Here is a 23,930-nt window from a genome sequence, read left to right as displayed (position 1 = left end):
CAGATCGCCCAACCCCTGCGCTTCCAGGGCCAATACCACGACCCCGAAACCGGCCTCCACTACAACCGCCACCGCTACTATCATCCGGAGACGGGGAGCTTCATCACCCCTGACCCCATCCGGTTGGCGGGTGGGTTGAACAGCTATCGGTATGCGCCCAACCCCACCGGCTGGGTGGATCCGCTGGGGTTGGCGAATGTTAAGGGGCAGTGTCCGGGTGGTGAGAAAGCAGATCCCTGGACGTTCAATTCTGATGTCGATCTCGACAGAAGAAACACAAAGGGCACGCCGTATACACAGTTTAATAGCGCCAAGAATGAAGCCTTCATTCTTACCGGAGTGAGTAAAGAAGAGTTCACAGTGACTAAGTGGGCGAAAGATCAATACGGCAAGAGCCACCCCGTAGAGTGGCGAGTATTAAGCGGAAGAAACAAAGGTGCAGAAGTAAATATAGACGACCCTACATTGGTGCCATCTGCGAACGGGCCTAAATCGCCTCATGTAGGCTACCAGACACCAGGCAAACGAGGCGAGGGAGGAGCGCGCCGAGGGCATATATTGATACTTAGCGCACCGATAAGTCGCTCAAGAATTGGAGTTCCATGATGGACCATTTAGAGCAAGAAATATACGAAGAAATAGAATCATTACAAATAGATAGCACGAAGGTAGAGGTTGACAAAAAAACTCAGAATCTACTTACCGAAATAGCGAACGGGAAGGGCCCAAGGAATGCTCACACATTTAAAAACTCTAATTTTTGGAAAAAAATTAATGAATACTGCAACTTCAAAAATCCCACCCTCGTAATTTTCGAAAAAAAATATAAGGGCTGGATTTTTAAAAATTGCGACGACTTAGAGCTATTACTACAAAATACTACTGGATATATATTTTGGATATTAGATGAAAACAATATTGCATTCATGAATGATCACGACTACGTCACCCATGTTGAAATTAGCGACCCACAGAAAAATTGAGTCCTTTCTTTAGCCAAAAGGATTGGCCTGAGATTGTGAAATCAACAAATACCGGCCCAGCGAAGTCTAAGCCGGGAATAAAAATCGAAGAAATCGAGCGCGAAACCTACAGAACAGGGACACCTGTCACTAACGGCAAGCCATGGAAGGTTAAAGAGTTCGACCACATAGTAGGTGCCAGTGAAGGAAAGCCAAGCCGTTGGATTCGCATTGAACTGAGCGCAAACACCATACACGGACACACAATCTCAGAACCAGAATTCAAGAAGCTGACCCGAAAATGACATTAAACTTTATTCAAGGAAAAGTCGAATTCGATGACTTCAGCCCACTGGAAGAGCTGGCTGACTTTAAGCAAGACCTATTTGCCCTGAAAGAGGACATGCTACAAGTAGCTTATGAAAACGATTTCTTGCTGGATGTCGGCTGGTATCCATCATTTAATCCTGATGGCTGCTTCGACATACGAGTCATAAAGGATTTTGACTGGGAAAGCCCGTTGTATATTGGGAAGGCCCGCTCACTTGCGAAGGCTATAAAAAGGATCAACGAGGCTCAAAATATTAGCCTTCCAAAAGAATCAGAATAAAAAAGCTAGAAAAACTGTGATACTTCTAAGGCTGTTCGCAGGCCCAAGCGTCGAAGTATAGCTCTCCGCCATCCGAAATTTTCGATATAGCATCTATAAAAAAGCCACGCATTCGCGTGGCTTTTTTGCACTACAACCCGCGACCTCAGTCTTCCAGCAACTCCCCAGCCACCGCCAGGACGTTATCCAGGGTGAAGCCGAAGTGTTCGAACAGCGCCGGGGCCGGGGCGGATTCGCCGTAGGTGTGCATGCCGATGATACGACCGTCGAGGCCGACGTACTTGTACCAGAAGTCGGCGATGCCGGCCTCGATGGCGATGCGGGCGCCGACTTCCACCGGCAGGACCTGCTGGCGGTATTCGGGGCTCTGGCGGTCGAAGACGCTGGTGCTGGGCATGGAGACCACGCGCACGTTGCGGCCTTCGGCGGTCAGGCGTTCGTAGGCCTGCACCGCCAGGCCGACTTCGGAGCCGGTGGCGATGAAGATCAGCTCGGGCTCGCCGACGCAGTCCTTGAGCACGTAGCCGCCGCGAGCGGCGTTGCCCAGGGTGGCTTCGTCGCGCACGCTGTGGGCCAGGTTCTGGCGGGAGAAGATCAGCGCGCTGGGGCCGTCGCGGCGTTCCAGGGCAGCGGTCCAGGCGATGGCGGATTCCACCGCATCGGCCGGGCGCCAGGTGTCCAGGTTGGGGGTGTAGCGCAGCGAAGCCAGTTGCTCTACCGGCTGGTGGGTGGGGCCGTCTTCGCCGAGGCCGATGGAGTCGTGGGTGAAGACGTAGAGCACCCGCTGCTTCATCAGGGCGGACATGCGCACCGCGTTGCGGGCGTATTCCATGAACATCAGGAAGGTGGCGCCGTAGGGCACCAGGCCGCCGTGCAGGGCGACGCCGTTCATGATGGCGCTCATGCCGAATTCGCGCACGCCGTAGTGGACGTAGTTGCCGCTGGCGTCTTCGGCGGTGACGCCCTTGGCGCCTTTCCACAGGGTCAGGTTGGAACCGGCCAGGTCGGCGGAGCCGCCGAGCAGCTCGGGCAGCAGCGGACCGAAGAACTGCAGGGCGTTCTGGCTGGCCTTGCGGCTGGCGATGGTCTCGCCCTTGGCGGCGACTTCCTGGATGAAGGCAGCAGCGCGCTCGGTGAAATCGGCGGGCAGGTCACCGGCCATGCGGCGCTTGAACTCGGCGGCCAGCTCGGGATGAGCGGCGGCGTAGGCGGCGAAGCGCTTGTTCCACTCGGCTTCGGCCGCGGCGCCGCGCTCTTTGGCGCTCCATTCGGCGTAGATATCGGCCGGGATCTCGAAGGGCGCATGGGACCAGCCGAGCAGTTCGCGCGCGGCCTGGATCTCGTCGTTGCCCAGCGGAGCGCCGTGGCACTCTTCCTTGCCCTGCTTGTGCGGCGCGCCGTAGCCGATCACGGTCTTGCAGCAGATCAGGGTGGGCTTGTCGCTCTTGCGCGCGGTGTCCAGGGCGGTCTTGATCTCGTCGGCATCATGGCCATCGACGTTGCGGATCACCTGCCAACCGTAGCTCTCGAAGCGCTTGGGGGTGTCGTCGGTGAACCAGCCTTCGACCTCGCCATCGATGGAGATGCCGTTGTCGTCGTAGAAGGCGATCAGCTTGGACAGGCCCAGGGTACCGGCCAGGGAGCAGGCCTCGTGGGAGACGCCTTCCATCATGCAGCCGTCGCCCAGGAAGGCGTAGGTGTGGTGATCGACGACGCTGTGGCCGGGGCGGTTGAACTGGGCGGCCATGACCTTTTCCGCCAGGGCGAAGCCCACGGCGTTGGCGATACCCTGGCCTAGCGGACCGGTGGTGGTCTCGATACCCGGGGCGTAGCCGTACTCGGGATGGCCCGGGGTCTTGCTGTGCAGCTGGCGGAAGTTCTTCAGATCATCGATGGACAGGTCGTAGCCGGACAGGTGCAGCAGCGAATAGATGAGCATGGAGCCGTGGCCGTTGGACAGCACGAAGCGGTCGCGATCGGCCCACTGGGGGTTGGCCGGGTTGTGCTTGAGTTGATCGTGCCAGAGCACCTCGGCGATATCGGCCATGCCCATGGGCGCGCCGGGGTGGCCACTGTTGGCTTTTTGCACGGCATCCATGCTGAGGGCGCGGATGGCGTTGGCTCGATCACGACGGCTGGGCATTGCGGTGTCTCCTGGCAGAGGCAGAGCGAAGGGGCCGTCATTCTGGCCCAGCCAGGGCACTTCCAGCAATCGGCGCGGTCCGTCGCGCGCCGAATCACCAGGCATTCCGTTACGCGCCGTTACGACGCGGGACAGTCGGCCTCGCCGTCGGCGGCGACGAAGCGCCGCGCCACCGGTTCGATGCGCGCCGCCAGCTGGCGCAGGGCCGCCCGATGGGCATCCACTAGGGACTGGTAGGAGGGGCCGGCAGGCGCTTGCAAGCGGCTACCACAGGTCAGCACCCGATCACCGGCCGGCGTGGCCAGCCGCAGGGTCCAGAGGCCTTCGAGGCGGGCGAAGCCGCCGGGCACCGACTCGAAGCGGCGTACATCGAGGTTGATACGCAGCACCGGACTGCCGCCACCGCGCGGGGCATCGCCGAGGTCCAGGGTGCCCAGGCGCGCCTGCAGATCAGCGGACAGGGCGCTGCGCACCTCGTCGGCCAGGGGCGCGATCCAACGCTGGTCCTCCAACAGGGCGATGCCATTACCTTGGCGGATCACCAGTTGCGGCTGATCCACCTGCGGTGGCACGGTAACGCTCTGCAGGGCGAAGCGGAACGGCGCCGGTTCACCCGTGGCTTGAGGATCGGCGCTGCTGGTGAGGGTGTGGTAGGTCAGCGGAGCCTTGGCCGCACAGGCGGCCAGCAGCAGGGGCAGAGCCAGGCAGGTCAGGCGCTTCATGGCAGTTTTCCTTTGACGGCATCGCGGGAGCCCGGCTCGAGCTTGGGCGGCGGATCGGTCACCAGACCGCGGATCAGGGAATCCGGATGGCGGCTCAGGTAGTCGCCGAACACCCGCAGGGAGCGCGCCATGCGTTGCATTTCCTCGAGCGTCTGGTTCAGGTTCTGCTGCACGGGCGAATCGGCGCCAAGGGTCTGGCTGGCGCTGCCGGTGAGTTGCTGCACGCCCATGAGGGTAGTGGTCATCTGCGGCAGTACCCCGCTGTTGAGCTGCTTGAGCGTACCGCTCAGCTGCGCCAGGCTGGTATCGAGATTCTTGCCGATGGAGTCGAAGGGGATCTTGTCGATCTTGTTGACGATACCCGCCATCTGCTCCTGCAAGCGGTCGAAGCTGCCGGTGACGGTGGGAATGACCAGCGGCTGCGCCTTGGGATTGAAAGCCACCTTGGGCGCATTGGGAATGAAGTCGATGGAGATGTAGAGCTGCCCGGTGAGCAGATTTCCGGTGCGGGCCTGGGCGCGCAGGCCGCGCTCCACCCAGCCGGCGAACAGCTTGCCATCGCGATCCTGGGCCTCGATACGCTTGCCGACCTCGCCGAGGCGCTGCGGATAGATCACCGCACCGACGACCAGGGAGAAATCATCCTTCTTCTGGTCGTAGTCCGGCGTCAGGGAGACCACCCGACCGATGTTCATGCCAAGGAATTCCACCGGTGCGCCGGTGGCGAGGCCACGCAGGGACTGCTGGAATCTCATGCGGATGTAGTGCGGTTCGCCATCCGGCGGCGCCAGGGCGCTGGTCTGGTCATCGAACAGGGTGTAATGGGTGTCTTCCGCGGCTTCCTGCTGGTCCTTGGGCCAGTCCGGGGTGACGAAGGCTATGCCACCGGCGACCACCGTGGCCAGGGATTGGGTATTGAGCTTGAGTCCGCTGGCGCTGAGGGCCACGTCCACGCCGCTGGCGTTCCAGAAGCGGCTATTGGTGGTGACGAAGCGGTCGTAGGGGGAATCGATGAACACCTGGGCGTCAACGCCCGTGCCTTCGCGGTTGAGGTGATAGGACACTACCCGCCCGACCTGGATGCGCCGGTAGTAGATCGGCGAGCCCACGTCCAGGGAGCCGAGATCATCGGCGGTGAGCAGGAAGCGCTTGCCCGAGGCGCCATGGATCAGCGCCGGTGGCTGCTCCAGGCCGCGGAAGTCGTAGTGCTTCTCGGTGGAGTCGCCGATGTCGGCGCCAATGAAGGGGCCCGACAGCAGGGTATCGACGCCCGAGACGCCGCTCACGCCGAAGCGTGGCCGCACCACCCAGTAGCGGGCACCCTGGGTGGCGAAGCCTTCGGCGGATTTCTCCAGGGCGATGGTGGTGATCACCCGGTCGCGATCCGGCGCCAGCTGGATGTCGGTGACGGTGCCGATCACCACGTTCTTGTACTTGACCTGGGTCTTGCCGGCTTCCAGGCCCTCGGCGGTGAGAAAGGTCACCGTGATGGTCGGCCCGCGCGACGCCCAGCTGTGGACGACCATGGACAACCCGATCAGGGCCGCCACGATGGGCACCAGCCAGATCAGCGAGACGCTCCAGCGACTGCGGCGTACCTCGGGGGTAGGCGCCAGGGCGTCGGGTTCATGCCTGTCCGTCATCGTTCACCTCTGCATCCCAGATCAAGCGGGGATCGAAACTCATCGCGGCGAGCATCGTCAGCACCACCACGAAACCAAAGAACACGATACCCAGGCGCGGCGCTGCCGAACTCAGGGCACCGAAATGCACCAGCGCCGAGACCAGGGCCACGACGATCACATCGAGCATCGACCAGTAGCCGATCAGCTCGACGAAGCGATAGAGCCGGGCACGCTGGGCCATCGCCCAGTCGCTGCGCCGCTGGCAGGTCACCAGCAGGGTGCCGAGCACCAGGAACTTGATGGATGGCACCGCCACGCTGGCGATGAAGATGACCAGGGCGACGCCCCAGGAGCCGTTCTCCCAGAATTCGATCACTCCTTGGAGAATGGTGCTCTCCGTGCCGCGCCCCAGGGTACCGGTGAACATCACCGGCAGGGTATTGGCCGGGATATAGAGGATCAGCGCAGCGAGCAGGTAGGCCCAGGTCTTGGCATAGGCGTTCGGCTTGCGCGGATGCAGGGCCGAACCGCAGCGCGGGCAGCCGGCCTTGCGATGCTGCGGCGCCGCGCAGACGTTGCCGCAGACGTGGCACAGGCAGAGGCCGAGCTCGGCCGCCCGCGGCGGCAGCTGGGGCGCGCTCACGGCTCACGCTCCCCGACGGCGTCCCACAGCGGATGCAGGTCGCGCTTGGCGATGATCAACAGGACCACCATCAGCCCCACCATGCCGAACAGGCCCAGGCCCACCACCACGTGCAGCAGTCCGGCCAGCTTGATCACCGCCACCAGGGCGCCGAGCACGAACACCTCGATCATGCTCCAGGGGCGTAGGTAATGCAGGGTGACCATGGCGGTGGCGAAGCCGGGGGCGCGCAAGCCGGCCTGGGCGAAGCCGAGTACCCAGAGCAGCAAGACGATCTGCAGTAACGGCACCACGAACAGGGTCATGGCCACCACCAGCGCCATGGGGCCGGCGAAACCGCTGCTCATGGCCACCACGGATTCGAGCAGGGTCGCCTCGCTGTGCAGGCCACGAAAGCTCAATTGCAGGATCGGGCCGACATTGGCGATGACGAACAGCACCGCCGCGGCGATGGCCAGCGCCAGCAAGCCCTGAATATCGAGCCGACTGGCGCGATAGAGCAAGGCGCCGCAGCGCAGGCAATGCGCCCGCTCACCCACCGCCAGCGGTTCGAGGCGATGCACCGAGTCGCAGTGCTCGCAAATCACCAGATGAGTGCCTGGCGCGGGTGCGGAAGAAGAGGGTGGCTGGGCGGACATGAGACGGCCTGGATGGCGCTCCCTGAACGAATTCTGCATCTTTGACGCGTTAGCGCCCCCGGAGTTACCGCACGGAGCGCAACGATGGTCAGGCGACTGGCGGTGGCATCTTACCTAGCTCGCTGCCGATCTGCCTGCCCGCGCAAGCGCCCGGCCAGCATCAAAACTTTTTGATGCTTTTCTTGCGAGGGGTTCGACGGGTCTCTAGACTAGCGCCCCATGAATCCGCTCCGCGTGCCGGCGCTCGGCCGAGATCCAGGTGACACCCTCGCCGCCCTGTGCAAGGCCGGCGGCGATCCCCTGCGCCTGAACGTCCTGCGCGCCCTGCACAGTGCCTCCTTCGGCGTGCTGGAGCTGGCGCAGATCTTCGCTACCGGCCAGTCCGGCATCAGCCACCACCTCAAGGTGCTGGCCCAGGCCAAGCTGGTGGCAACTCGCCGGGAAGGCAATGCCATCTTCTATCGCCGCGCCCTGCCACGCCCGGGTAGCCTGGGCGGTGCGCTGCACGCCGCGCTGCTCGAAGAGGTGGATGCCCTGCCCCTGCCGACGCCGGTGCAGGCGCGGATCGGCGAGGTGCATGCCCAGCGTGCGGCGGTGAGTCGTGACTTCTTCGCCCGGGTGGCGGAGAAATTCCAGGCCCAGCAGGACCTCATCGCCAGCCTGCCGCAGTATCGCGATGGCTTGCTCAGCCTGCTCGATGCCCTGGCGCTGGATCCGCGCGGTTGCGCGCTGGAAGTGGGACCGGGCGACGGTGCCTTCCTGCCCGACCTGGCCCAGCGCTTCGCCCAGGTGCTGGCGGTGGACAACAGCCCGGCCATGCTCGAACTGGCCCGTCAGCGCTGCCAGCGCGACGGCCTCGCCAACGTCGAGCTGCAACTGGCCGATGCCCTGGCCGAGCCGCTGCCCCGCGCCGATTGCGTGGTGCTCAACATGGTCCTGCATCACCTGGCCGCGCCGGCAGCTGCATTGCAACGCCTGGCGCTGTGCGTGGCCCCCGGCGGCAGCCTGGTGATCACCGACCTCTGCCCCCACGACCAGGCCTGGGCACGGGACGCCTGTGGCGATCTCTGGCTCGGCTTCGACCAGGACGAACTGGCGCGCTGGGCACAGGCCGCGGGTCTGGTAGCCGGCGAAAGCCTCTACCTCGGCCTGCGCAATGGCTTTCAGATCCAGGTGCGGCAATTCGCGCGCCCGGATCAGGGAAACACCCCGTCATGAGGCCGAGCGGCCAATGGCGGGCGGACCGGGCGCCCACGGGCGTCATGTCCAGCAAGGAAACTGCTGTCTCGACCGGCCTTCGGGCCCCTACCCCTTGGTAATTTAGGAACCGTTCGATGAGCGAATATTCCCTGTTCACCTCCGAGTCCGTCTCCGAAGGCCATCCGGACAAGATCGCCGACCAGATCTCCGACGCCGTGCTCGACGCCATCATCACCCAGGACAAGCACGCCCGCGTGGCCTGCGAGACCCTGGTCAAGACCGGTGTGGCCATCGTCGCCGGCGAAGTCACCACCTCCGCCTGGGTCGACCTGGAGCAACTGGTGCGCGACGTCATCGTCGACATCGGCTACGACAGCTCGGACGTGGGCTTCGACGGCGCCACCTGCGGCATCGTCAACATCATCGGCAAGCAGTCGGTGGACATCGCCCAGGGCATCGACCGCAGCAAGCCGGAAGACCAGGGCGCCGGTGACCAGGGCCTGATGTTCGGCTACGCCTGCAACGAGACCGACGTGCTGATGCCCGCGCCCATCACCTTCTCCCACCGCCTGGTGGAGCGCCAAGCGGAGGCGCGCAAGTCGGGCCTGCTGCCCTGGCTGCGTCCGGACGCCAAGTCCCAGGTGACCTGCCGCTACGAAGGCGGCCAGGTGGTCGGCATCGACGCCATCGTGCTGTCCACCCAGCACAACCCCGAGGTCAAGTACGCCGACCTGCGCGAAGCCGTGATGGAGCTGATCGTCAAGCACGTCATCCCTGCCGAGCTGCTGCACAAGGACACCCAGTTCCACATCAACCCGACCGGCCAGTTCATCATCGGCGGCCCGGTGGGTGACTGCGGCCTGACCGGCCGCAAGATCATCGTCGACAGCTACGGCGGCATGGCCCGTCACGGCGGCGGCGCCTTCTCCGGCAAGGACCCGTCCAAGGTCGACCGCAGCGCCGCCTACGCCGGCCGCTACGTGGCCAAGAACATCGTCGCCGCGGGCCTGGCCGAGCGTTGCGAGATCCAGGTGTCCTACGCCATCGGCGTGGCCCAGCCCACCTCCATCTCGATCAACACCTTCGGTACCGCCAAGGTCAGCGACGAGAAGATCGTGCAGCTGGTGCGCGAGCACTTCGACCTGCGCCCCTACGCCATCACCACCATGCTCGACCTGCTGCACCCGATGTATCGCGCCACCGCGGCCTATGGCCACTTCGGCCGTCATCCGCAGGAAATCACCGTGGGCGATGACACCTTCACCACCTTCACCTGGGAACGCACCGACAAGGCCGACGCCCTGCGCGCCGCCGCCGGTCTGTAAAGCGCCCCACGACGAAAGCCCCGGCCACCTCTGGTGCCCGGGGCTTTTTTCTGGGTCTGCCAAAGGTGTCCCAGCGCTTTCTTGCGCCAGTCCACAGGCTGGCACGCGCGATGCAACCTCTGGGTCTCAAGCGGTCAGAATGCCTCGTCGTTTACAGGAGTCTGCTCATCCATGTGGCTGTTCATCACCAATTTCGGCGATTCCTCGGTGATGCTGCCCTGCGCCCTGCTCATCGCGCTGTGGCTGCTGGCCGGCCTGTCCGCGCGGGCGGCGTCGCTCTGGTTGCTGCTGTTCGGTGCCGCGAGTCTCCTCGTGGCCCTGTCCAAGGTCGCCTTCTTCGGCTGGGGACTGGGCATTCCGCGCCTGGACTTCACCGGTTTCAGTGGCCACTCCATGCTGGTGGGCAGTGTGCTGCCGGTGCTCGGCTGGCTGCTGGCTGGCCGGGCGCGGCCAGCGCTACGGCTGACCGCGGCGGCCATCGGCGCGGTATTCGCGCTGCTCATCGCCATCTCTCGAGTGGTACTGGGCTATCACTCGGTATCGGAAGTGGTGACCGGCCTGCCCATCGGCTATGCCGCCAGCGGCAGTCTGCTCTGGCTGCTACGCGGCCAGCAGGTGGTGCTCAAACCGCGCCAGGCCGCCCTGGGCGCGAGTCTACTGCTGCTGCCGCTGCTCTTGCTGCACGGCACCAACGCCCCGACGCAGCGGGTACTGGAACGCCTGGCGGTGAAATTCGCCGACGAACAGAACCCCTGGACCCGCGCGCACCAGCGGGCCGGGGTGGCGCCGCTGCAGAACTGACGCGGACAGCCGCGGGCCAGATGCTGGCAGGCGGGGCGACGCCAGCGTTACCATGGGCGCTTTCGTCTTCTCTGTAGTCCCCTGGCGCGGTCTTGCGCGCCTCGAGCGAGAGCCCCGCCCATGAGTATCTGGCCCTTCATCACCAACTTCGGCGACGCCGCCGTGATGCTGCCCTGCGCCCTGCTCATCGGTCTCTGGCTGGCGCTGGGCAGCGGTCTGCGCGCCCTGCTGCTGTGGTTCGGCCTGTTCGCCCTGGCCTGCCTGCTCACCGCCGCGACCAAGATCGCCTTCTTCGGCTGGGGCATCGGTAGCCGGGAACTGGACTTCACCGGTTTCAGCGGCCACTCCATGCAGGCCGCCAGCGTCTTGCCAGTGTTGGCCTGGCTGCTGTTCGGGCAGGGGCGCCTGCGCCTCCTGGCGCCTTGGCTCGGCGTCGGGGCCGCCGTGCTGGTGGCCTATTCGCGGGTGCGCCTGGGCTATCACTCGCCGTCAGAGGCCATCACCGGCACCCTGCTCGGCTTGGTGGTCGCGGCGCTAAGCCTGCGTCTGCTGCCGGCCCAGATCCTGCTGCCGCGGCGCCAGACGCTCGCCCTGGTGGCGAGCCTGCTGCTGCCGCTGGTGCTGCTGCACGGGCTACGCGCGCCCACCCACAACCTGATGCAGGATCTCGGCACCCTGGCCGCCGGCAGCGATCGGCCCTACACCCGAACCGATCTGCACGCTCAGACGTCGTCGCCGATAAACTAACCAGGTTCGTCTAGGCTCCTAAGTGTTATAGGAAGAACGGTGCACGCCAGGCGCGCGCCGTCATGACTGTTCGCTATCGCCTGGAAGACCAAGATGCACCCAAGACGGATGCTGCTGTTGCTGCTCTGGCTGCCGCTCCAGCTGAACGCGGAGCCCTTGCGGCTCTATACCTGGGAAGGCTATTTCAGCGATACCCTGCTGCAACGCTGGGCCAAGGCCAATCAGCCGCTGCAGGAGATCCATTTCGACAGCAGCGACGTACGCGACGCCACCCTGGCGCGGGGCGATGCCGATCTCGACCTGGTGGTGATCAACGAGGTCAGCGCCACCCGCCTCGGCCAGGACGGCCTGCTGGCCCGCATCGACCCACGCCGTCTGCCCCACCTGGCCGAGCTCGATCCCCGTTGGCGCCAAAGCTGCGGCGATTACGCCGTCCCCTATGTCTGGGGTACCCTGGGCCTGCTTTACCGCAGCGATCGTCTGGCCAAGGCACCCGACTCCTGGCAACCCCTGCTGCAGCCTGAGCCGGCCCTGCGCAAACGCATCGCCATGCTCGAAGACCACGACGACCTGCTGGTCGCCCCACTGATCACCCTGGGCGCCGCCATCAACAGCGACGACCCCGAGCTGCTCAGGCGCAGCTTCGCCCTGCTCAAGGCCCAGGCGCCGGCGGTCCTCACCTATCAATACGTGGTCAGTGCCCTGCACAACCCGGCCTACAGCGACCGCATCGACCTGGCGCTGGGCTACAGCGGCGATCAGCACCTGCTCAACGCGGCAACCCAGGGTCAGCCCTGGCGCTTCACCACGCCGCGCGAGGGTACCCTGCTCTGGGTAGACTGCGTGGCGGTGCTCAGCAACTCCACCCACCAGGCGGCCGCCTGGCGCTTCATCGACTTCCTCAACGAGCCGCGCAACGCCCTGCTGGCCACCGTGGAGCTGCACCTGGCGACGCCCAACGCCGGCGCCTTGCGCCTGCTGCCCACGGAGCTGCGCCAGGATCCCAGCCTGTTTCCGCCCAACGAGGTACTCGCCCGTAGCCAGGTGTTCCGTGAAGGGCCTGCCGACACCTTCCAGACCCGGCAAAGAATCGGCAGCGCCTTGGTAGGTCGGCATGAATCTGAATAAGCGCACCCTGCTGCTGATCCTGCCGGTCGTGTTGCTCTGCTGCCTGACGCTGGCCGGACTGGGCTACAGGGTGCAACGCGAAGCCGTGATCGGTCTCGAGCGCTCTCGGCTCAACCATGATCTGGCGGCGCTGGAGAACACCTATCGCGAGTACGACCACTTCAGCCGCAACCTGCTCTATGCCCTGTCCAACAGCGCGGCGCTGGGCAATTTCCTGCGGCAGCCGGACGTTCCCTATCGCAACGAAGCCCTGGGGACCCAGCTGCAACTGGCCGTCCAGCAACTGGCCGGCAACGATGCGCCCACCCGGATTTCGCTGGCGATCGTCCGCCCGGACCTGAGCCTGGTCTACTACTACGAGCGTAGCGACGATCCCTTCGCGCAACTGGGCCAGGCCCAACGGCAGTTGCTCGCACGCCTGGTTCGCAATCCAAACGGCGCCCTGGAGCGACGCGACTACCTCAGCGACGAGCAGGGCCAGTCGCTCCTCGTCGCGACCACCTCGCTGCTGCCCAGTACCAGCGGCCCGCCGCTGCTCGGCCAACGCGATCTGGCGATGACCTTGCAACTGGCGGTCAGTCCCGACCGGGTGGAAACGCAGCGCCGAACGCTCGAGCAAACCTATGGCGCGCCACTGGAATTCAGCCGCACGCCGCCCGCCGAGGCCGGTGGGTTTACCGTCGTCCAACGCCTGGCCCCAGACCTCTATGTGCGGCTGACTCCCGATCCACAACGCCTGAACGACCAGTTGCGGCGCCTGGCGGTCGTCTATTTCAGCGGCGGCTTGCTGGTGACCCTCGCCTGCATCCTGCTCCTGGTGGTGTTGATTCGGCGCCATATCACCCGGCCCATCGCCCGGCTCGACAGCCAGCTCACCGAGGTCTTGGAGGGCCAGCGTCAGGCACTCGAAGCCAGCCGTGAACCCGGCGAGATCGGCCATCTGGGCGCCAACATGAAGCGCCTGCACGACAGCAACCTGGCCATCCTGGCGCAGTTGCGCACGGCCTTGCGTACCGACGTCCTCACCCAGATCGGCAATCGCCGCTACTTCCAACTGATGGGCGAGTCCTGGCTGGGAGAAAAGCCGGACGGCCGCAGCATCGCGCTGCTGTACTTCGGCCTGGATAATTTCAAGCTGGTGAACGACAGATTCGGCCATGAGGTGGGCGATGACTTGCTGCAGGCCGTGGCCCAGCAGACACAGCTGATGCTCCCGGCCTACCAGGCGCGCAACGAGGTGGTCTTCACCCGCCTGGCGGGCGACGAATTCGCCATCCTGCTCCGTGGCCAGCAGGCGGCCGCCGATGCCCTGGCCCTGGGCGAACAACTGCAGCGGCACTACGACAACGGCACCCTGGTCGGCGAACGGCGCTATGCGGTGACCCTGAGCATCGGCCTGGCCGCCCCCGAGTCGCCGCTGGATCTGGCCGACCTGCTGGCCCAGGCCGATCTGGCGCTGTACCGAGCCAAGGGCGAAGGCGGTAATCGCCTGGCGCATTTCACCGCCGAGCTGGCGGCACGCCAGCGACGCCAGGACCTGCTGGACGAGTATCTGCGCCAGATGAATCCGGACGAGGAATTTCATCTCGTCTACATGCCGGCCATCGACAGTGCCGGCCAGGTGCGCTCCGCCGAAACCCTGTTGCGCTGGAATTCGCCCCGCCTGGGCGCCGTGTCCCCGGCGGAGTTCATTCCCATCGCCGAGCGCCACGGGCATTTCCGTTGGATCGATCGCTGGGTGGTGGACCAGGCCTGCCGTGAGTATCCAGCCCTGCAGCAGGCCCTGGGCGCCGACCTGGTGCTGTCCATCAACCTGTCGTCCGCGCAACTAGAGCAGGCCGATATCGTGCCCTACCTCTGCGAGCGGGTGCGCCACCACCAGGTCGATCCAGGGCGTCTGGAGTTGGAATTCACCGAGACCTTCGCCGCCGAACTCAACGAAAGAACCCTGGCGCTGCTGCATGAACTGCGTGCCGAGGGCTTTCGCGTGGCCATCGACGATTTCGGCGTGGGCTATACTTCCATCCAGCAGGTTACCGACTATCCGGCCGATACCATCAAGTTCGACCGCCTCATCGTCGAGCGCCTCAGCCAACCCGGTAACCAGGCCAGCCTGGATGCCCTCGTCGCCTTCTGCCATGCCCGCAACGCCCAGGTCATCGCCGAAGGGGTGGATACCGAGCTCAAACGGCTCTGCCTGCAACAGGCGGGCTGCGACCTGCTGCAGGGCTTCCTGGTCTGCCCGCCACGGCGCCTGGACGAGCTGCGCGACTGGCAGCGGCAGCGCCTGGACCCGTCGCGCCAGCTCTAGAAGTCCAGCGACAGGCCCAGGCCCACGCCCTGCTGATGGCTATCGCCAGCACCGGCGTAGGTATAGCCGCCCCGCAGCGTCAGCTCCGGCGTCAGACGCTGCACCACGCCCAGGCTCAAGCGCGTGCGGTCGCGGTCCGGTCGATAGCCCTCCAGGGTGTAGTCCAGGCCGGGGACGCTGTTCAGCCGCAGGGTCACATCGCGGGTACCATCGGCGAATTCCCGTTCGCGGCCCACATCGGCGAACAGCGCCGTGGCCGGGGTGAATTGCCAGCGGCCTTGCAGACCGAGCCCGAGGCGCCGTGAGGTACTCGACTGGTCATCGAATTCCAGCGCCGTGGCATCGTTGCCGCGTTCACGGTAGCCATCCACCTGGACGCGGGCATAGTCGGCGCTCAGATAAGGGCTCAGGTGCCAGGCGCTGCCGGCTGTCGCCAGGTCGTAGCCCAGGCGTGCCGAGAGGGCGCGCAAGTCACCAGCGGTATCGCCGCGCTCGCTACGGGTAGTCGGCCCCAAGGCGAAGCGGCGGGTCAGGTCGTCATAGTCGAGCCGGCCACCGGTGGCGGTGAGATCGCTCCAGAGGCGCTCACCCTGGTATTGGGCGAAGGCGCTGAGCAGATAGCTATTCAGGCGATAGTCGGAATCGGCCGCGCCCACTTCCAGGTGCTGGCGCGAGACCCCAGCCGCCACGCCGATGCGCCAGGCGTCATCGAGCCGATAGCTGCCGCCCAGGTCCAGGCTGTAGCCGTTGCCATCGCCGCCGGCGGTGCTGCGCTGGTCATCGACGTCCAGCCGCCGCGCGCCGGTATCCACGTAGCCCTGCCAGCGTCCCACCGGCTGCCAGGCGTGCCAGTCGCCCAGCCAGCGCTGGTGCAGGCCGTCCTGCTGCGCCCTCAGGGTCGCCTGGGCCATCTCCGGCAGCAGCGTCACCTCCCAGGGGGCGGCCAGCAGCGAATAGGCGTAGTCGGCGATCAACCGCTGGCCGGTGATGGTCGGGTGGACGCGGTCGTTGAACAGCAGTTTGCTCGGGTCCGCCGCCGCGGCGCCGAGGCCGTAGGTGGTATTGCGCGCGCAGTTGTCACCGCTGAAGCAGGTACCGGTGAGATTCTGCCCAGCCGCCAGGCCATAGCGCGCGGGATCGGCCACCACTTCGGCGAACAGCTGCGGTACGTTCAGGGGAATGATCTCGGCATCGATGCCGGCCAGGCGCGTGACCAGCGCCTGGTTGAAGACCCTGCTCAGGGCCGAGCTGGCCGCCTGCTGTGGCGAGCCGGCCAGCGCCGGGGTCTGGCCGATGTCGGGCAGCAGCCAGACGATCATGTAGCGAGCGCCGGCCTGCTGCAGCGCGGCGACGCCATCCCCCAGGCGATTGGCCGCCGCCGCCGCGCTGGCCGGCGAAGTGATCAGGCCCTGGAGGAAGTCGTTACCGCCCCCGCTGATATAGAACAGGGTGTTGGGATCGAGGCTGAGCCCCTGGCTGGCGAGGCCCGGCAGATAGCCGTCGCGCGTGCGCAGGGTCAGGCCACTCACGGCCACCACCGAGCCATTGGTGGCCGTGATGGAATCGCGGATCTGCGCCGTGGTGTAGCCGCCGGTAGCCCAGTTGTCGCCGTCGGAGAGCCCCAGTAGACGATTGATCACCGAGGTCGAGGCATCCAGGGTCCGGGCATCGAAACCCAACTGCTGGCCAAGCAGGATCGAGGATACCGGTCCGCTCACCGCGCCGCTGGCGGCGCTATAGCTGGGGCCGACGCGGTTGGTGAATCTGAGACTGGCGCCCGTGACCGCAGTATCCGGAAACTGCCCGGCATCCAGCAGGCTGTCGCCGAACACGGTGAAGCCACTGTAGGGATTGGGAGCCGCCTGTACGGTTGCCGCCAGGGCCGTCGCCAGAGCGATGGCCAGCGGCAGGCGTTGCCTGAGAGAAAGCGTCATGCCTGCATCCTTGATTGTTGTTATCGGAGCACGCGTCAGGGCGCGTTAGGCTCAAGCTAGACGCTTTTTATGACGTTGTATCTCGATGTGAACAAAAAATACGAGACGTTCATTGCAGAGGTGCAAGGTCGGGATCAGAGGGGCTGGCAAGGCACCAGGGCAAGCCGGACGATGCGTTGCCCGATCGAGCCTGCGGGTCCGTCCTTTCTCCTGACCAGCAGGATAAGGCCCCGGGGCGGAGCTGTTGGACTTCGCTGCGCTCAACCCAGCCTACACGAGCGGTTTGCCCTCTCCCTCTGGGAGACGGCCTGACGGAGGAATCGTTGGGCTTCGCTGCGCTCAACCCGACCTCCGCGAGCGGTTTCCACCCTCTCCCTCCGGGAGAGGGCCGGGGTGAGGGTAGCCCCGCTAGGGATCTCCTGCGACCCAACGGCTGACGGCCTATCGGCGGCCTGATTAACGACGCCGTCGACTGCGCCACGCGGCCAACAAAAAAGCGCCCGAAGGCGCTTTCTTGCATGACCCAAACGCGATCAGACCTTGGAACGCTCGAAGCGCTTGCGGTCGTTCTCGTTCAGGTACTTCTTGCGCAGGCGGATGGACTTGGGCGTCACTTCCACCAGCTCGTCGTCGGCGATGAATTCCAGCGCCTGCTCCAGGGTGAACTTGATCGGCGGCACCAGGGCGATGACTTCGTCCTTGCCCGAGGCGCGCATGTTGTCCAGCTTCTTGCCCTTGGTGGGGTTGAGCACCAGGTCGTTGTCACGGCTGTTGATGCCGCACAGCTGGCCTTCGTAGATCTCGTCGCCCGGGGCCAGGAACAGCTTGCCGCGGCTCTGCAGGGTTTCCAGCGAGTAGGTCAGGGCGGTACCGGTGGCCATGGACACCAGCACGCCGTTCTGACGGTTGCTCACTTCGCCGGCCTTGATCGGGCCGTAGTGGCTGAAGGTCGAGGTCAGGATGCCGCTGCCCGAGGTCAGGGTCAGGAAGTTGTTGCGGAAGCCGATCAGGCCACGCGCCGGGATGGTGTATTCCAGGCGGATACGGCCCTTGCCGTCGGGGATCATGTTGGTCAGATCACCCTTGCGCAGACCCATTTGCTCCATCACCGAGCCCTGGTGCTGCTCTTCGATGTCGATGGTGACGTTCTCGTAGGGCTCCTGCTTCTCGCCGTCCTTCTCGATGATCACCACTTCCGGACGGCCCACGGCCATCTCGAAGCCTTCGCGGCGCATGTTCTCGATCAGCACCGACAGGTGCAGCTCGCCACGGCCGGAGACCTTGAACTTCTCGGCCGACTCGCCCGGCTCGACGCGCAGGGCCACGTTGTGCAGCAGCTCCTTGTCCAGACGGTCCTTGATGTTGCGGCTGGTGACGAACTTGCCTTCACGACCGGCGAAGGGCGAGTCGTTGACCTGGAAGGTCATGCTCACGGTGGGCTGGTCGACGGTCAGCGGCGGACGGGCTTCGACGTTCTGCGGATCGCACAGGGTGTCGGAGATGAACAGCTCGTCCATGCCCGAGACGCAGACGATGTCGCCGGCTTCGGCTTCGGCCACCTCTACGCGCTGCAGGCCGGAGTGGCCCATGATCTTGAGGATACGACCGTTGCGCTTGCTGCCGTCATCGCTGATGGCCACCACCGGGGTGTTGGCCTTGATGCGGCCACGGGCGATGCGGCCGATGCCGATCACGCCCAGGAAGCTGTTGTAGTCCAGCTGGGAGATCTGCATCTGGAAGGGACCGTCCACATCGACCTGGGGCGCCGGGACGTGGTCGACGATGGCCTGGAACAGGGCATCCATGTTGTCGTCCATCTTCTCGTGATCCAGACCGGCGATGCCGTTCAGGGCGCTGGCGTAGACGATCGGGAAGTCCAGTTGCTCATCGGTGGCGCCGAGGTTGTCGAACAGGTCGAAGATCTGGTCGATGACCCAGTCCGGACGCGCGCCGGGACGGTCGATCTTGTTCACCACCACGATCGGACGCAGACCGGCCTTGAACGCCTTCTGGGTCACGAAACGGGTCTGCGGCATGGGGCCGTCCTGGGCGTCGACCACCAGCAGCACGGAGTCGACCATCGACATCACGCGCTCCACCTCGCCACCGAAGTCGGCGTGGCCGGGGGTGTCGACGATGTTGATGTTGTAGTCCTTCCACTTCAGCGCGGTGTTCTTGGCCAGGATGGTGATGCCACGTTCCTTTTCCTGGTCGTTGCTGTCCATCACCCGCTCGTTTTCCGCTTCTTTGCGGTCCAGGGTGCCGGACAGGCGCAGCAGCTTGTCGACGAGGGTGGTCTTGCCATGGTCGACGTGCGCGATGATGGCGATGTTGCGTAGATTCTCGATCACAGTGGTGTTCTCGGTATAGAAATGAAGGAGCTTCAGCCAGCAGGCTGACAGCTGGAGATTGCAAAGACGCGAAACGCGGCCGACGGCGCAGGGGCCGGCCGGCTAGCGGAGGTCGGGAGGGCGGTGGCGGATACTGCCACCCAGCAGGCCCGGCTGCTTAGGCCGGACGATAAACGCGCACATTGGCGTGCCCTTCGGTGAGCAGGTGATGGGCGTGCAGCCGGCTCATCACCCCGCGGTCGCAATAAAGGAGGTACTGGCGGCTGTCGTCCAGTTCCTTGAAACGGCTGTTCAGGGCGAAGAAGGGCATGGCCTGCACCTCGATGCCCGCAATTTCCAGCGGCGCCTCTTCCTGGGCGTCGGGATGGCGGATGTCCACCACGATCTGACCTGGCAAGGGCTGTGCCAGCTCTTCGACCTGCACGTCCTTGCCCAGCTCTTCGATCACCTTGTCGACGGTGATGAAGCGGGCGCGCTCCAGGGCGGCGTCGAGCACCGCCAGGTCGAACTTGCTTTCCTCGTGCTCCACCCGCATGGCCTTGGCCTTGGTGGTGGGATTCACCGAAATGACGCCGCAGTACTCGGGCATGTGCTTGGCGAAGTCGGCGGTGCCGATGCGCTGGGCGGTGTCGATGATGTCCTGCTTGTGGCTGGCCAGCAGCGGGCGCAGCACCAGGGTATCGGTGGCCTTGTCGATCACCGCCAGGTTGGTCAGGGTCTGGCTGGAGACCTGGGAGACGGCCTCGCCGGTCACCAGCGCCTCGATCTGCAACTGCTCGGCGATGCGACTGGCCGCGCGCAGCATCATGCGCTTCAGGATCACGCCCATGTGGCTGTCGTCGCACTGGGTGAGGATCTGCCCCACCACTTCCTCGAAGGGTACGCTGATGAACAGCACGCGCTGGGAGCGACCGAATTTCTCCCACAGATAGTGCGCCACTTCCATCACGCCCAATTCGTGGGCACGGCCACCGAGATTGAAGAAGCAGAAGTGGCTGACCATGCCGCGCCTCATCATCTGATAGGCGGCCACGGTGGAGTCGAAGCCACCGGACATCAACACCAGCACCTGCTCCAGGGCGCCCAGCGGATAACCGCCCAGCCCCTCGTGGTGCTCGTCGATGATGAACAGCTGCTGGTCGCGGATCTCCAGGCGAACGTTTACCTCGGGATTCTTCAGGGCGATGCCGGCACCGCCGCAGCGCTCGCGCAGACCGCCACCGACGTAGCGTTCCACGTCCATCGAGGAAAAGTCATGCTTGCCGGCGCGCTTGCAGCGCACCGAGAACACCTTGCCGCGGACCCGCTCGCCGAAATGGCGCTCGCACAGGGCGAGGATGGTCTCGAAGTCGCCCAGCGGATACTCGTGCACCTCGAGGAACTGGCCGATGCCGGGGGTGCAGGCCAGGCGCTGCTTCATCTCCGCCAGCACCCGCGGTTCGCTGACCGTGGTGTCCAGGGTGACGTTGTCCCATACCCCATCGACCAAGACATCCGGATCCAGATCACGCAGCACGACGCGAATGTTCTTCACCAATTGGCGAATGAAATTCTTGCGCACCGGGCGACTCTTGATGGTGATTTCCGGAAAGACCTTGATGATGAGCTTCATGAACGGGAGACGGCGTGCGGGAAACGCGAAAGAAAAGGGCGAAGATCATACCTGAAAACCGCCGCGGACTCGAATCGGGCCGACAAAATCACTCAAAGCCCCATTTAAGTGCATATTCGAAATATCAAGCACCAAACAGGTGCAACGATGCGGCATCGACAGGCCTGAAAACGCCGCGAGAGGCGGTGGCAAGCCGCTCCAGCCCATTTAAGGGCACTGGCATACAACTTGCTCTCTTGTGAGGCAGCCGCCCCTGAGCCAGCATAGGGCGCTTTTCGTCGAATGCCGGTCGTGGACCGCGCAGCACGGGAGCGCCCCTCAAGGGCACAGCTGATACCGGGAGTACCGCCAACCGCTCCCGGCCGAAATTCCTCTGGAGGAAACCATGTCGAAGGCTGTTCAACTGATCAAAGAAAACGACGTGAAGTGGGTAGACCTGCGCTTCACCGACACCAAAGGCAAGCAGCAACACGTCACCATGCCGGCGCGTGACGCGCTGGACGAGGACTTCTTCGCCCACGGCAAGATGTTCGACGGCTCCTCCATCGCCGGCTGGAAAGGCATCGAAGCCTCCGACATGATCCTGCTGCCCGACGACAGCACCGCCGTCCTGGACCCCTTCACCGAAGAGCCGACCCTGATCCTGGTCTGCGACATCATCGAACCCTCGACCATGCAGCCCTACGAGCGCGACCCCCGTGGTATCGCCAAGGCCGCCGAGGAATACCTGAAGTCCACCGGCATCGGCGACACCGTGTTCGTCGGCCCGGAGCCCGAGTTCTTCATCTTCGACGAAGTGAAGTTCAAGTCGGACATCTCCGGCTCCATGTTCAAGATCTTCTCCGAGCAGGCGTCCTGGAACACCGACGCTGACTTCGAAAGCGGCAACAAGGGCCACCGTCCGGGCGTCAAGGGCGGCTACTTCCCGGTTCCGCCGGTCGATCACGACCACGAAATCCGTACCGCCATGTGCAACGCCCTGGAAGAAATGGGCCTGACCGTGGAAGTCCACCACCACGAAGTGGCGACCGCTGGCCAGAACGAGATCGGTGTGCAGTTCAACACCCTGGTCAAGAAGGCCGACGAGACCCAGACCCTGAAGTACGTCGTGCACAACGTGGCCGATGCCTACGGCAAGACCGCCACCTTCATGCCCAAGCCCCTGTACGGCGACAACGGCTCCGGCATGCACGTGCACATGTCCATCTCCAAGGATGGCAAGAACACCTTCGCGGGTGAAGGCTATGCCGGCCTGTCCGATACCGCCCTGTACTTCATCGGCGGCATCATCAAGCACGGCAAGGCCCTGAACGGCTTCACCAACCCGTCCACCAACAGCTACAAGCGTCTGGTGCCCGGCTTCGAAGCCCCGGTCATGCTGGCCTACTCGGCCCGTAACCGCTCCGCCTCCATCCGTATCCCCTATGTGTCGAGCCCGAAAGCCCGCCGCATCGAAGCCCGCTTCCCGGATCCGGCTGCCAACCCCTACCTGTGCTTCGCCGCGCTGCTGATGGCTGGCCTGGACGGCATCCAGAACAAGATTCACCCCGGCGATGCCGCCGACAAGAACCTGTACGATCTGCCGCCGGAAGAAGGCAAGAAGATCCCGCAGGTCTGCGGCAGCCTGAAGGAAGCCCTGGAAGCCCTGGACGCCGGCCGTGCGTTCCTGACCAAGGGCGGCGTCTTCACCGACGAGTTCATCGATGCCTACATCGAGCTGAAGTCCGAGGAAGAGATCAAGGTGCGTACCTTCGTGCACCCGCTGGAATACGACCTGTACTACAGCGTCTAATCCCGCTGCGGTAATTGAAAAGGCCTCCTTCGGGAGGCCTTTTCATTGCGCCCAGAAAAGCAGCGGCGCTCCGTAGCGTGCGGCAGACGATCAGTTGCCTACCGGAGCGCGCGGCGCGCCTGCTACCCTTGCCCCTCATCGCCCGGCCGAGATTCCGCCATGCCTCGCCTGCTCGCCTGCTGTCTGCTCTGCCTCGCCTGCTCTGCCCAGGCCGCGATCTACAAGTCGGTCGATGCCGAAGGCAATACGGTGTTCAGCGACCAACCCTCGGCCAATGCCACACCGGTGCAGGTGCCGCCCACCAACACCGTGGGCAATCCCCAGCCGGCGCCAAGCATCCCGAGCGCCCCCGCAGCTGCGACGCCCGCGGGACCGGCCTTCAGCCGTCTGGAGGTGAATCTGCCCAACGACGAGGCCATCCGCGCCAACAATGGCACCTTTGCCGTGGGTGTCTCCCTGGAACCGGCACTGAAGGCAGGCCAGAGCCTGCAGTTGCTGGTGGATGGCCAACCCTATGGCAGCCCCGGCCAGAGTACCCGCTTCGGCGTGACCAACCTGGAGCGTGGCGAGCACCGCTTCGCCGCCCAGGTCCTGTCAGGCACGGGCGAGGTGATCCAGACCAGTGCCGAGAAGACGGTCACCGTGCAGCGCATCAGCGTCAACAGTCCGGCCCGCTGATGCGCCTCGTTGCGTTGCTGTTGCTGCTCTGTGTCCTGACGCCCGCCCAGGCGGCGGTCTACAGCTACGTCGACAAGGACGGCAATCGCGTCTATACCGATCAGCCGCCCAAGGGCGTCAAGGCCACCAAGGTCCCGGTGAACACCACCAACAACCTCAACCAGCAGGGCCAGCCGACCCGCAAGCTGAGTCCGACGCCGACCACGCCAGTGGCGAAGACACCCAAGGCAGCACCCTTCCGCTACCAGATGCTGCGCATCCTGGTGCCAGAGCCGGATGCCACGGTGATCGATCAGCAAGGGCAACTCATCGTCAGCCTGGTCAGTGAGCCGGAGTTGCAACCGGGCCACAGCTATCGACTGCTGCTGGATGACAAGGAAGCCGGTGTCGGCCGCAGCCCGGTCTTCCCGCTGGATGGCCTGGACCGCGGCACCCATCAGTTGGTGGCGGAAATTCTCGCAGCCGATGGTAACGTGCTGGAACGCACCCCGGCCCAGCCCTTCCATCTGCGCCGCCCCTCGCTGGAGCAGAAGCGCCGCGCCCATCCGTGCGCAGCGGCGGATTGGGGCAAAAGGCCGGAATGTCCACTCGACATGAAGCCGCCCGAAGCCAAGAAATCCTGGCTGCCCTTCCTTTAGCGCACCACACTGGTGCGCTTTTCAACTACGCACCATCTTGATACAAATCCAGGACGGTCCGCCGAACCGC

The 23,930-nt window shown here is 64.5% G+C and carries 20 protein-coding genes; 12 read left to right on the top strand and 8 right to left on the bottom strand.

All coding sequences use genetic code 11. The features are described 5' to 3' along the window. The 3 genes from FAZ11_RS15665 to FAZ11_RS15650 form a co-directional block, all read left to right on the top strand. Window positions 1–606: polymorphic toxin type 47 domain-containing protein (locus tag FAZ11_RS15665; protein WP_241667484.1), on the top strand; the 606-nt coding region annotated here is incomplete at its 5' end. Then, a complete protein-coding gene (locus tag FAZ11_RS15660; RefSeq protein WP_137279399.1) occupies window positions 603–983 on the top strand; it encodes a hypothetical protein in 381 nt (126 codons plus the stop codon). The genes FAZ11_RS15665 and FAZ11_RS15660, both read left to right, overlap by 4 nt. Window positions 984–1,263: 280 nt before the next feature. Next, window positions 1,264–1,572, top strand: coding sequence for a hypothetical protein (locus FAZ11_RS15650; protein ID WP_058772169.1), 309 nt, complete (start codon window positions 1,264–1,266; stop codon window positions 1,570–1,572). A gap of 145 nt (window positions 1,573–1,717) precedes the next feature. Here FAZ11_RS15650 and tkt read toward each other — a convergent pair whose 3' ends face one another. The 5 genes from tkt to FAZ11_RS15625 all read right to left on the bottom strand — a co-directional run bounded on the left by tkt (window position 1,718) and on the right by FAZ11_RS15625 (window position 7,343). Beyond that, a complete protein-coding gene (gene tkt, locus FAZ11_RS15645) occupies window positions 1,718–3,715 on the bottom strand; it encodes a transketolase (protein ID WP_058772170.1) in 1,998 nt (665 codons plus the stop codon). A 119-nt stretch (window positions 3,716–3,834) separates the two neighbouring features. Continuing rightward, window positions 3,835–4,437 (bottom strand): PqiC family protein, encoded by a 603-nt coding sequence (locus FAZ11_RS15640; RefSeq protein ID WP_058768493.1) that lies wholly within the window; start codon window positions 4,435–4,437, stop codon window positions 3,835–3,837. Further along, a complete protein-coding gene (locus tag FAZ11_RS15635; protein ID WP_058768494.1) occupies window positions 4,434–6,080 on the bottom strand; it encodes a PqiB family protein in 1,647 nt (548 codons plus the stop codon). Before FAZ11_RS15635 ends, FAZ11_RS15640 begins: the two co-directional genes overlap by 4 nt. Next, window positions 6,064–6,705 (bottom strand): paraquat-inducible protein A, encoded by a 642-nt coding sequence (locus FAZ11_RS15630; protein WP_099049422.1) that lies wholly within the window; start codon window positions 6,703–6,705, stop codon window positions 6,064–6,066. The genes FAZ11_RS15635 and FAZ11_RS15630 overlap by 17 nt, the downstream gene beginning before the upstream one ends. After that, window positions 6,702–7,343: a paraquat-inducible protein A gene (locus tag FAZ11_RS15625; RefSeq protein ID WP_058772171.1), complete on the bottom strand. Its 642-nt coding sequence runs from the start codon at window positions 7,341–7,343 to the stop codon at window positions 6,702–6,704. Before FAZ11_RS15625 ends, FAZ11_RS15630 begins: the two co-directional genes overlap by 4 nt. 219 nt (window positions 7,344–7,562) lie before the next feature. Here FAZ11_RS15625 and FAZ11_RS15620 point away from each other — a divergent pair, with 219 nt between their 5' ends. The 6 genes from FAZ11_RS15620 to FAZ11_RS15595 all read left to right on the top strand — a co-directional run bounded on the left by FAZ11_RS15620 (window position 7,563) and on the right by FAZ11_RS15595 (window position 14,855). Continuing rightward, window positions 7,563–8,561: an ArsR/SmtB family transcription factor gene (locus FAZ11_RS15620; RefSeq protein ID WP_058772172.1), complete on the top strand. Its 999-nt coding sequence runs from the start codon at window positions 7,563–7,565 to the stop codon at window positions 8,559–8,561. A 116-nt stretch (window positions 8,562–8,677) separates the two neighbouring features. Continuing rightward, on the top strand, window positions 8,678–9,868 hold the full coding sequence (metK, locus tag FAZ11_RS15615; RefSeq protein ID WP_058772173.1) for a methionine adenosyltransferase: 1,191 nt from the start codon (window positions 8,678–8,680) through the stop codon (window positions 9,866–9,868). 171 nt (window positions 9,869–10,039) lie between these two features. Next, complete coding sequence (locus tag FAZ11_RS15610) at window positions 10,040–10,669, top strand: phosphatase PAP2 family protein (protein WP_058772174.1); 630 nt, start codon at window positions 10,040–10,042, stop codon at window positions 10,667–10,669. A 120-nt stretch (window positions 10,670–10,789) separates the two neighbouring features. Next, window positions 10,790–11,416, top strand: coding sequence for a phosphatase PAP2 family protein (locus tag FAZ11_RS15605; RefSeq protein WP_137279401.1), 627 nt, complete (start codon window positions 10,790–10,792; stop codon window positions 11,414–11,416). Between the two features lie 93 nt (window positions 11,417–11,509). Continuing rightward, window positions 11,510–12,544: a polyamine ABC transporter substrate-binding protein gene (locus tag FAZ11_RS15600; RefSeq protein WP_058772175.1), complete on the top strand. Its 1,035-nt coding sequence runs from the start codon at window positions 11,510–11,512 to the stop codon at window positions 12,542–12,544. Then, window positions 12,531–14,855, top strand: a complete 2,325-nt coding sequence (locus tag FAZ11_RS15595; RefSeq protein ID WP_058772176.1) for a putative bifunctional diguanylate cyclase/phosphodiesterase — start codon at window positions 12,531–12,533, stop codon at window positions 14,853–14,855. Before FAZ11_RS15600 ends, FAZ11_RS15595 begins: the two co-directional genes overlap by 14 nt. On the opposite strand, the gene FAZ11_RS15590 is transcribed toward FAZ11_RS15595, so the two are convergent. From FAZ11_RS15590 to thiI, 3 genes are all read right to left on the bottom strand, one after another. Beyond that, the gene (locus FAZ11_RS15590) at window positions 14,852–16,789 is read right to left on the bottom strand and encodes an autotransporter domain-containing SGNH/GDSL hydrolase family protein (protein ID WP_058772177.1); all 1,938 of its coding nucleotides are present in this window, start codon (window positions 16,787–16,789) and stop codon (window positions 14,852–14,854) included. The two genes, FAZ11_RS15595 and FAZ11_RS15590, sit on opposite strands and share 4 nt — an antisense overlap. Window positions 16,790–17,322: 533 nt before the next feature. Next, window positions 17,323–19,140: a translational GTPase TypA gene (gene typA / locus FAZ11_RS15585; protein WP_058761476.1), complete on the bottom strand. Its 1,818-nt coding sequence runs from the start codon at window positions 19,138–19,140 to the stop codon at window positions 17,323–17,325. A 157-nt stretch (window positions 19,141–19,297) separates the two neighbouring features. Next, on the bottom strand, window positions 19,298–20,752 hold the full coding sequence (thiI, locus tag FAZ11_RS15580; RefSeq protein ID WP_058768501.1) for a tRNA uracil 4-sulfurtransferase ThiI: 1,455 nt from the start codon (window positions 20,750–20,752) through the stop codon (window positions 19,298–19,300). A 385-nt stretch (window positions 20,753–21,137) separates the two neighbouring features. Between thiI and glnA the strand changes: the two genes are divergently transcribed. The 3 genes from glnA (at window position 21,138) to FAZ11_RS15565 (ending at window position 23,860) form a co-directional block, all read left to right on the top strand. Then, window positions 21,138–22,544: a glutamate--ammonia ligase gene (gene glnA / locus FAZ11_RS15575; protein ID WP_058761474.1), complete on the top strand. Its 1,407-nt coding sequence runs from the start codon at window positions 21,138–21,140 to the stop codon at window positions 22,542–22,544. A gap of 159 nt (window positions 22,545–22,703) precedes the next feature. Next, window positions 22,704–23,222, top strand: a complete 519-nt coding sequence (locus FAZ11_RS15570; RefSeq protein ID WP_058768502.1) for a DUF4124 domain-containing protein — start codon at window positions 22,704–22,706, stop codon at window positions 23,220–23,222. After that, on the top strand, window positions 23,222–23,860 hold the full coding sequence (locus FAZ11_RS15565; protein WP_058768503.1) for a DUF4124 domain-containing protein: 639 nt from the start codon (window positions 23,222–23,224) through the stop codon (window positions 23,858–23,860). The genes FAZ11_RS15570 and FAZ11_RS15565 overlap by 1 nt, the downstream gene beginning before the upstream one ends. Window positions 23,861–23,930 lie beyond the last annotated feature (70 nt).

The organism is Pseudomonas rhizoryzae, assembly GCF_005250615.1.
GTDB classification, from domain to species: Bacteria; Pseudomonadota; Gammaproteobacteria; order Pseudomonadales; family Pseudomonadaceae; genus Chryseomonas; species Chryseomonas rhizoryzae.
Note: the sequence above shows the minus strand (reverse complement) of the source record. Positions and strands in the feature narration are given on the sequence as shown.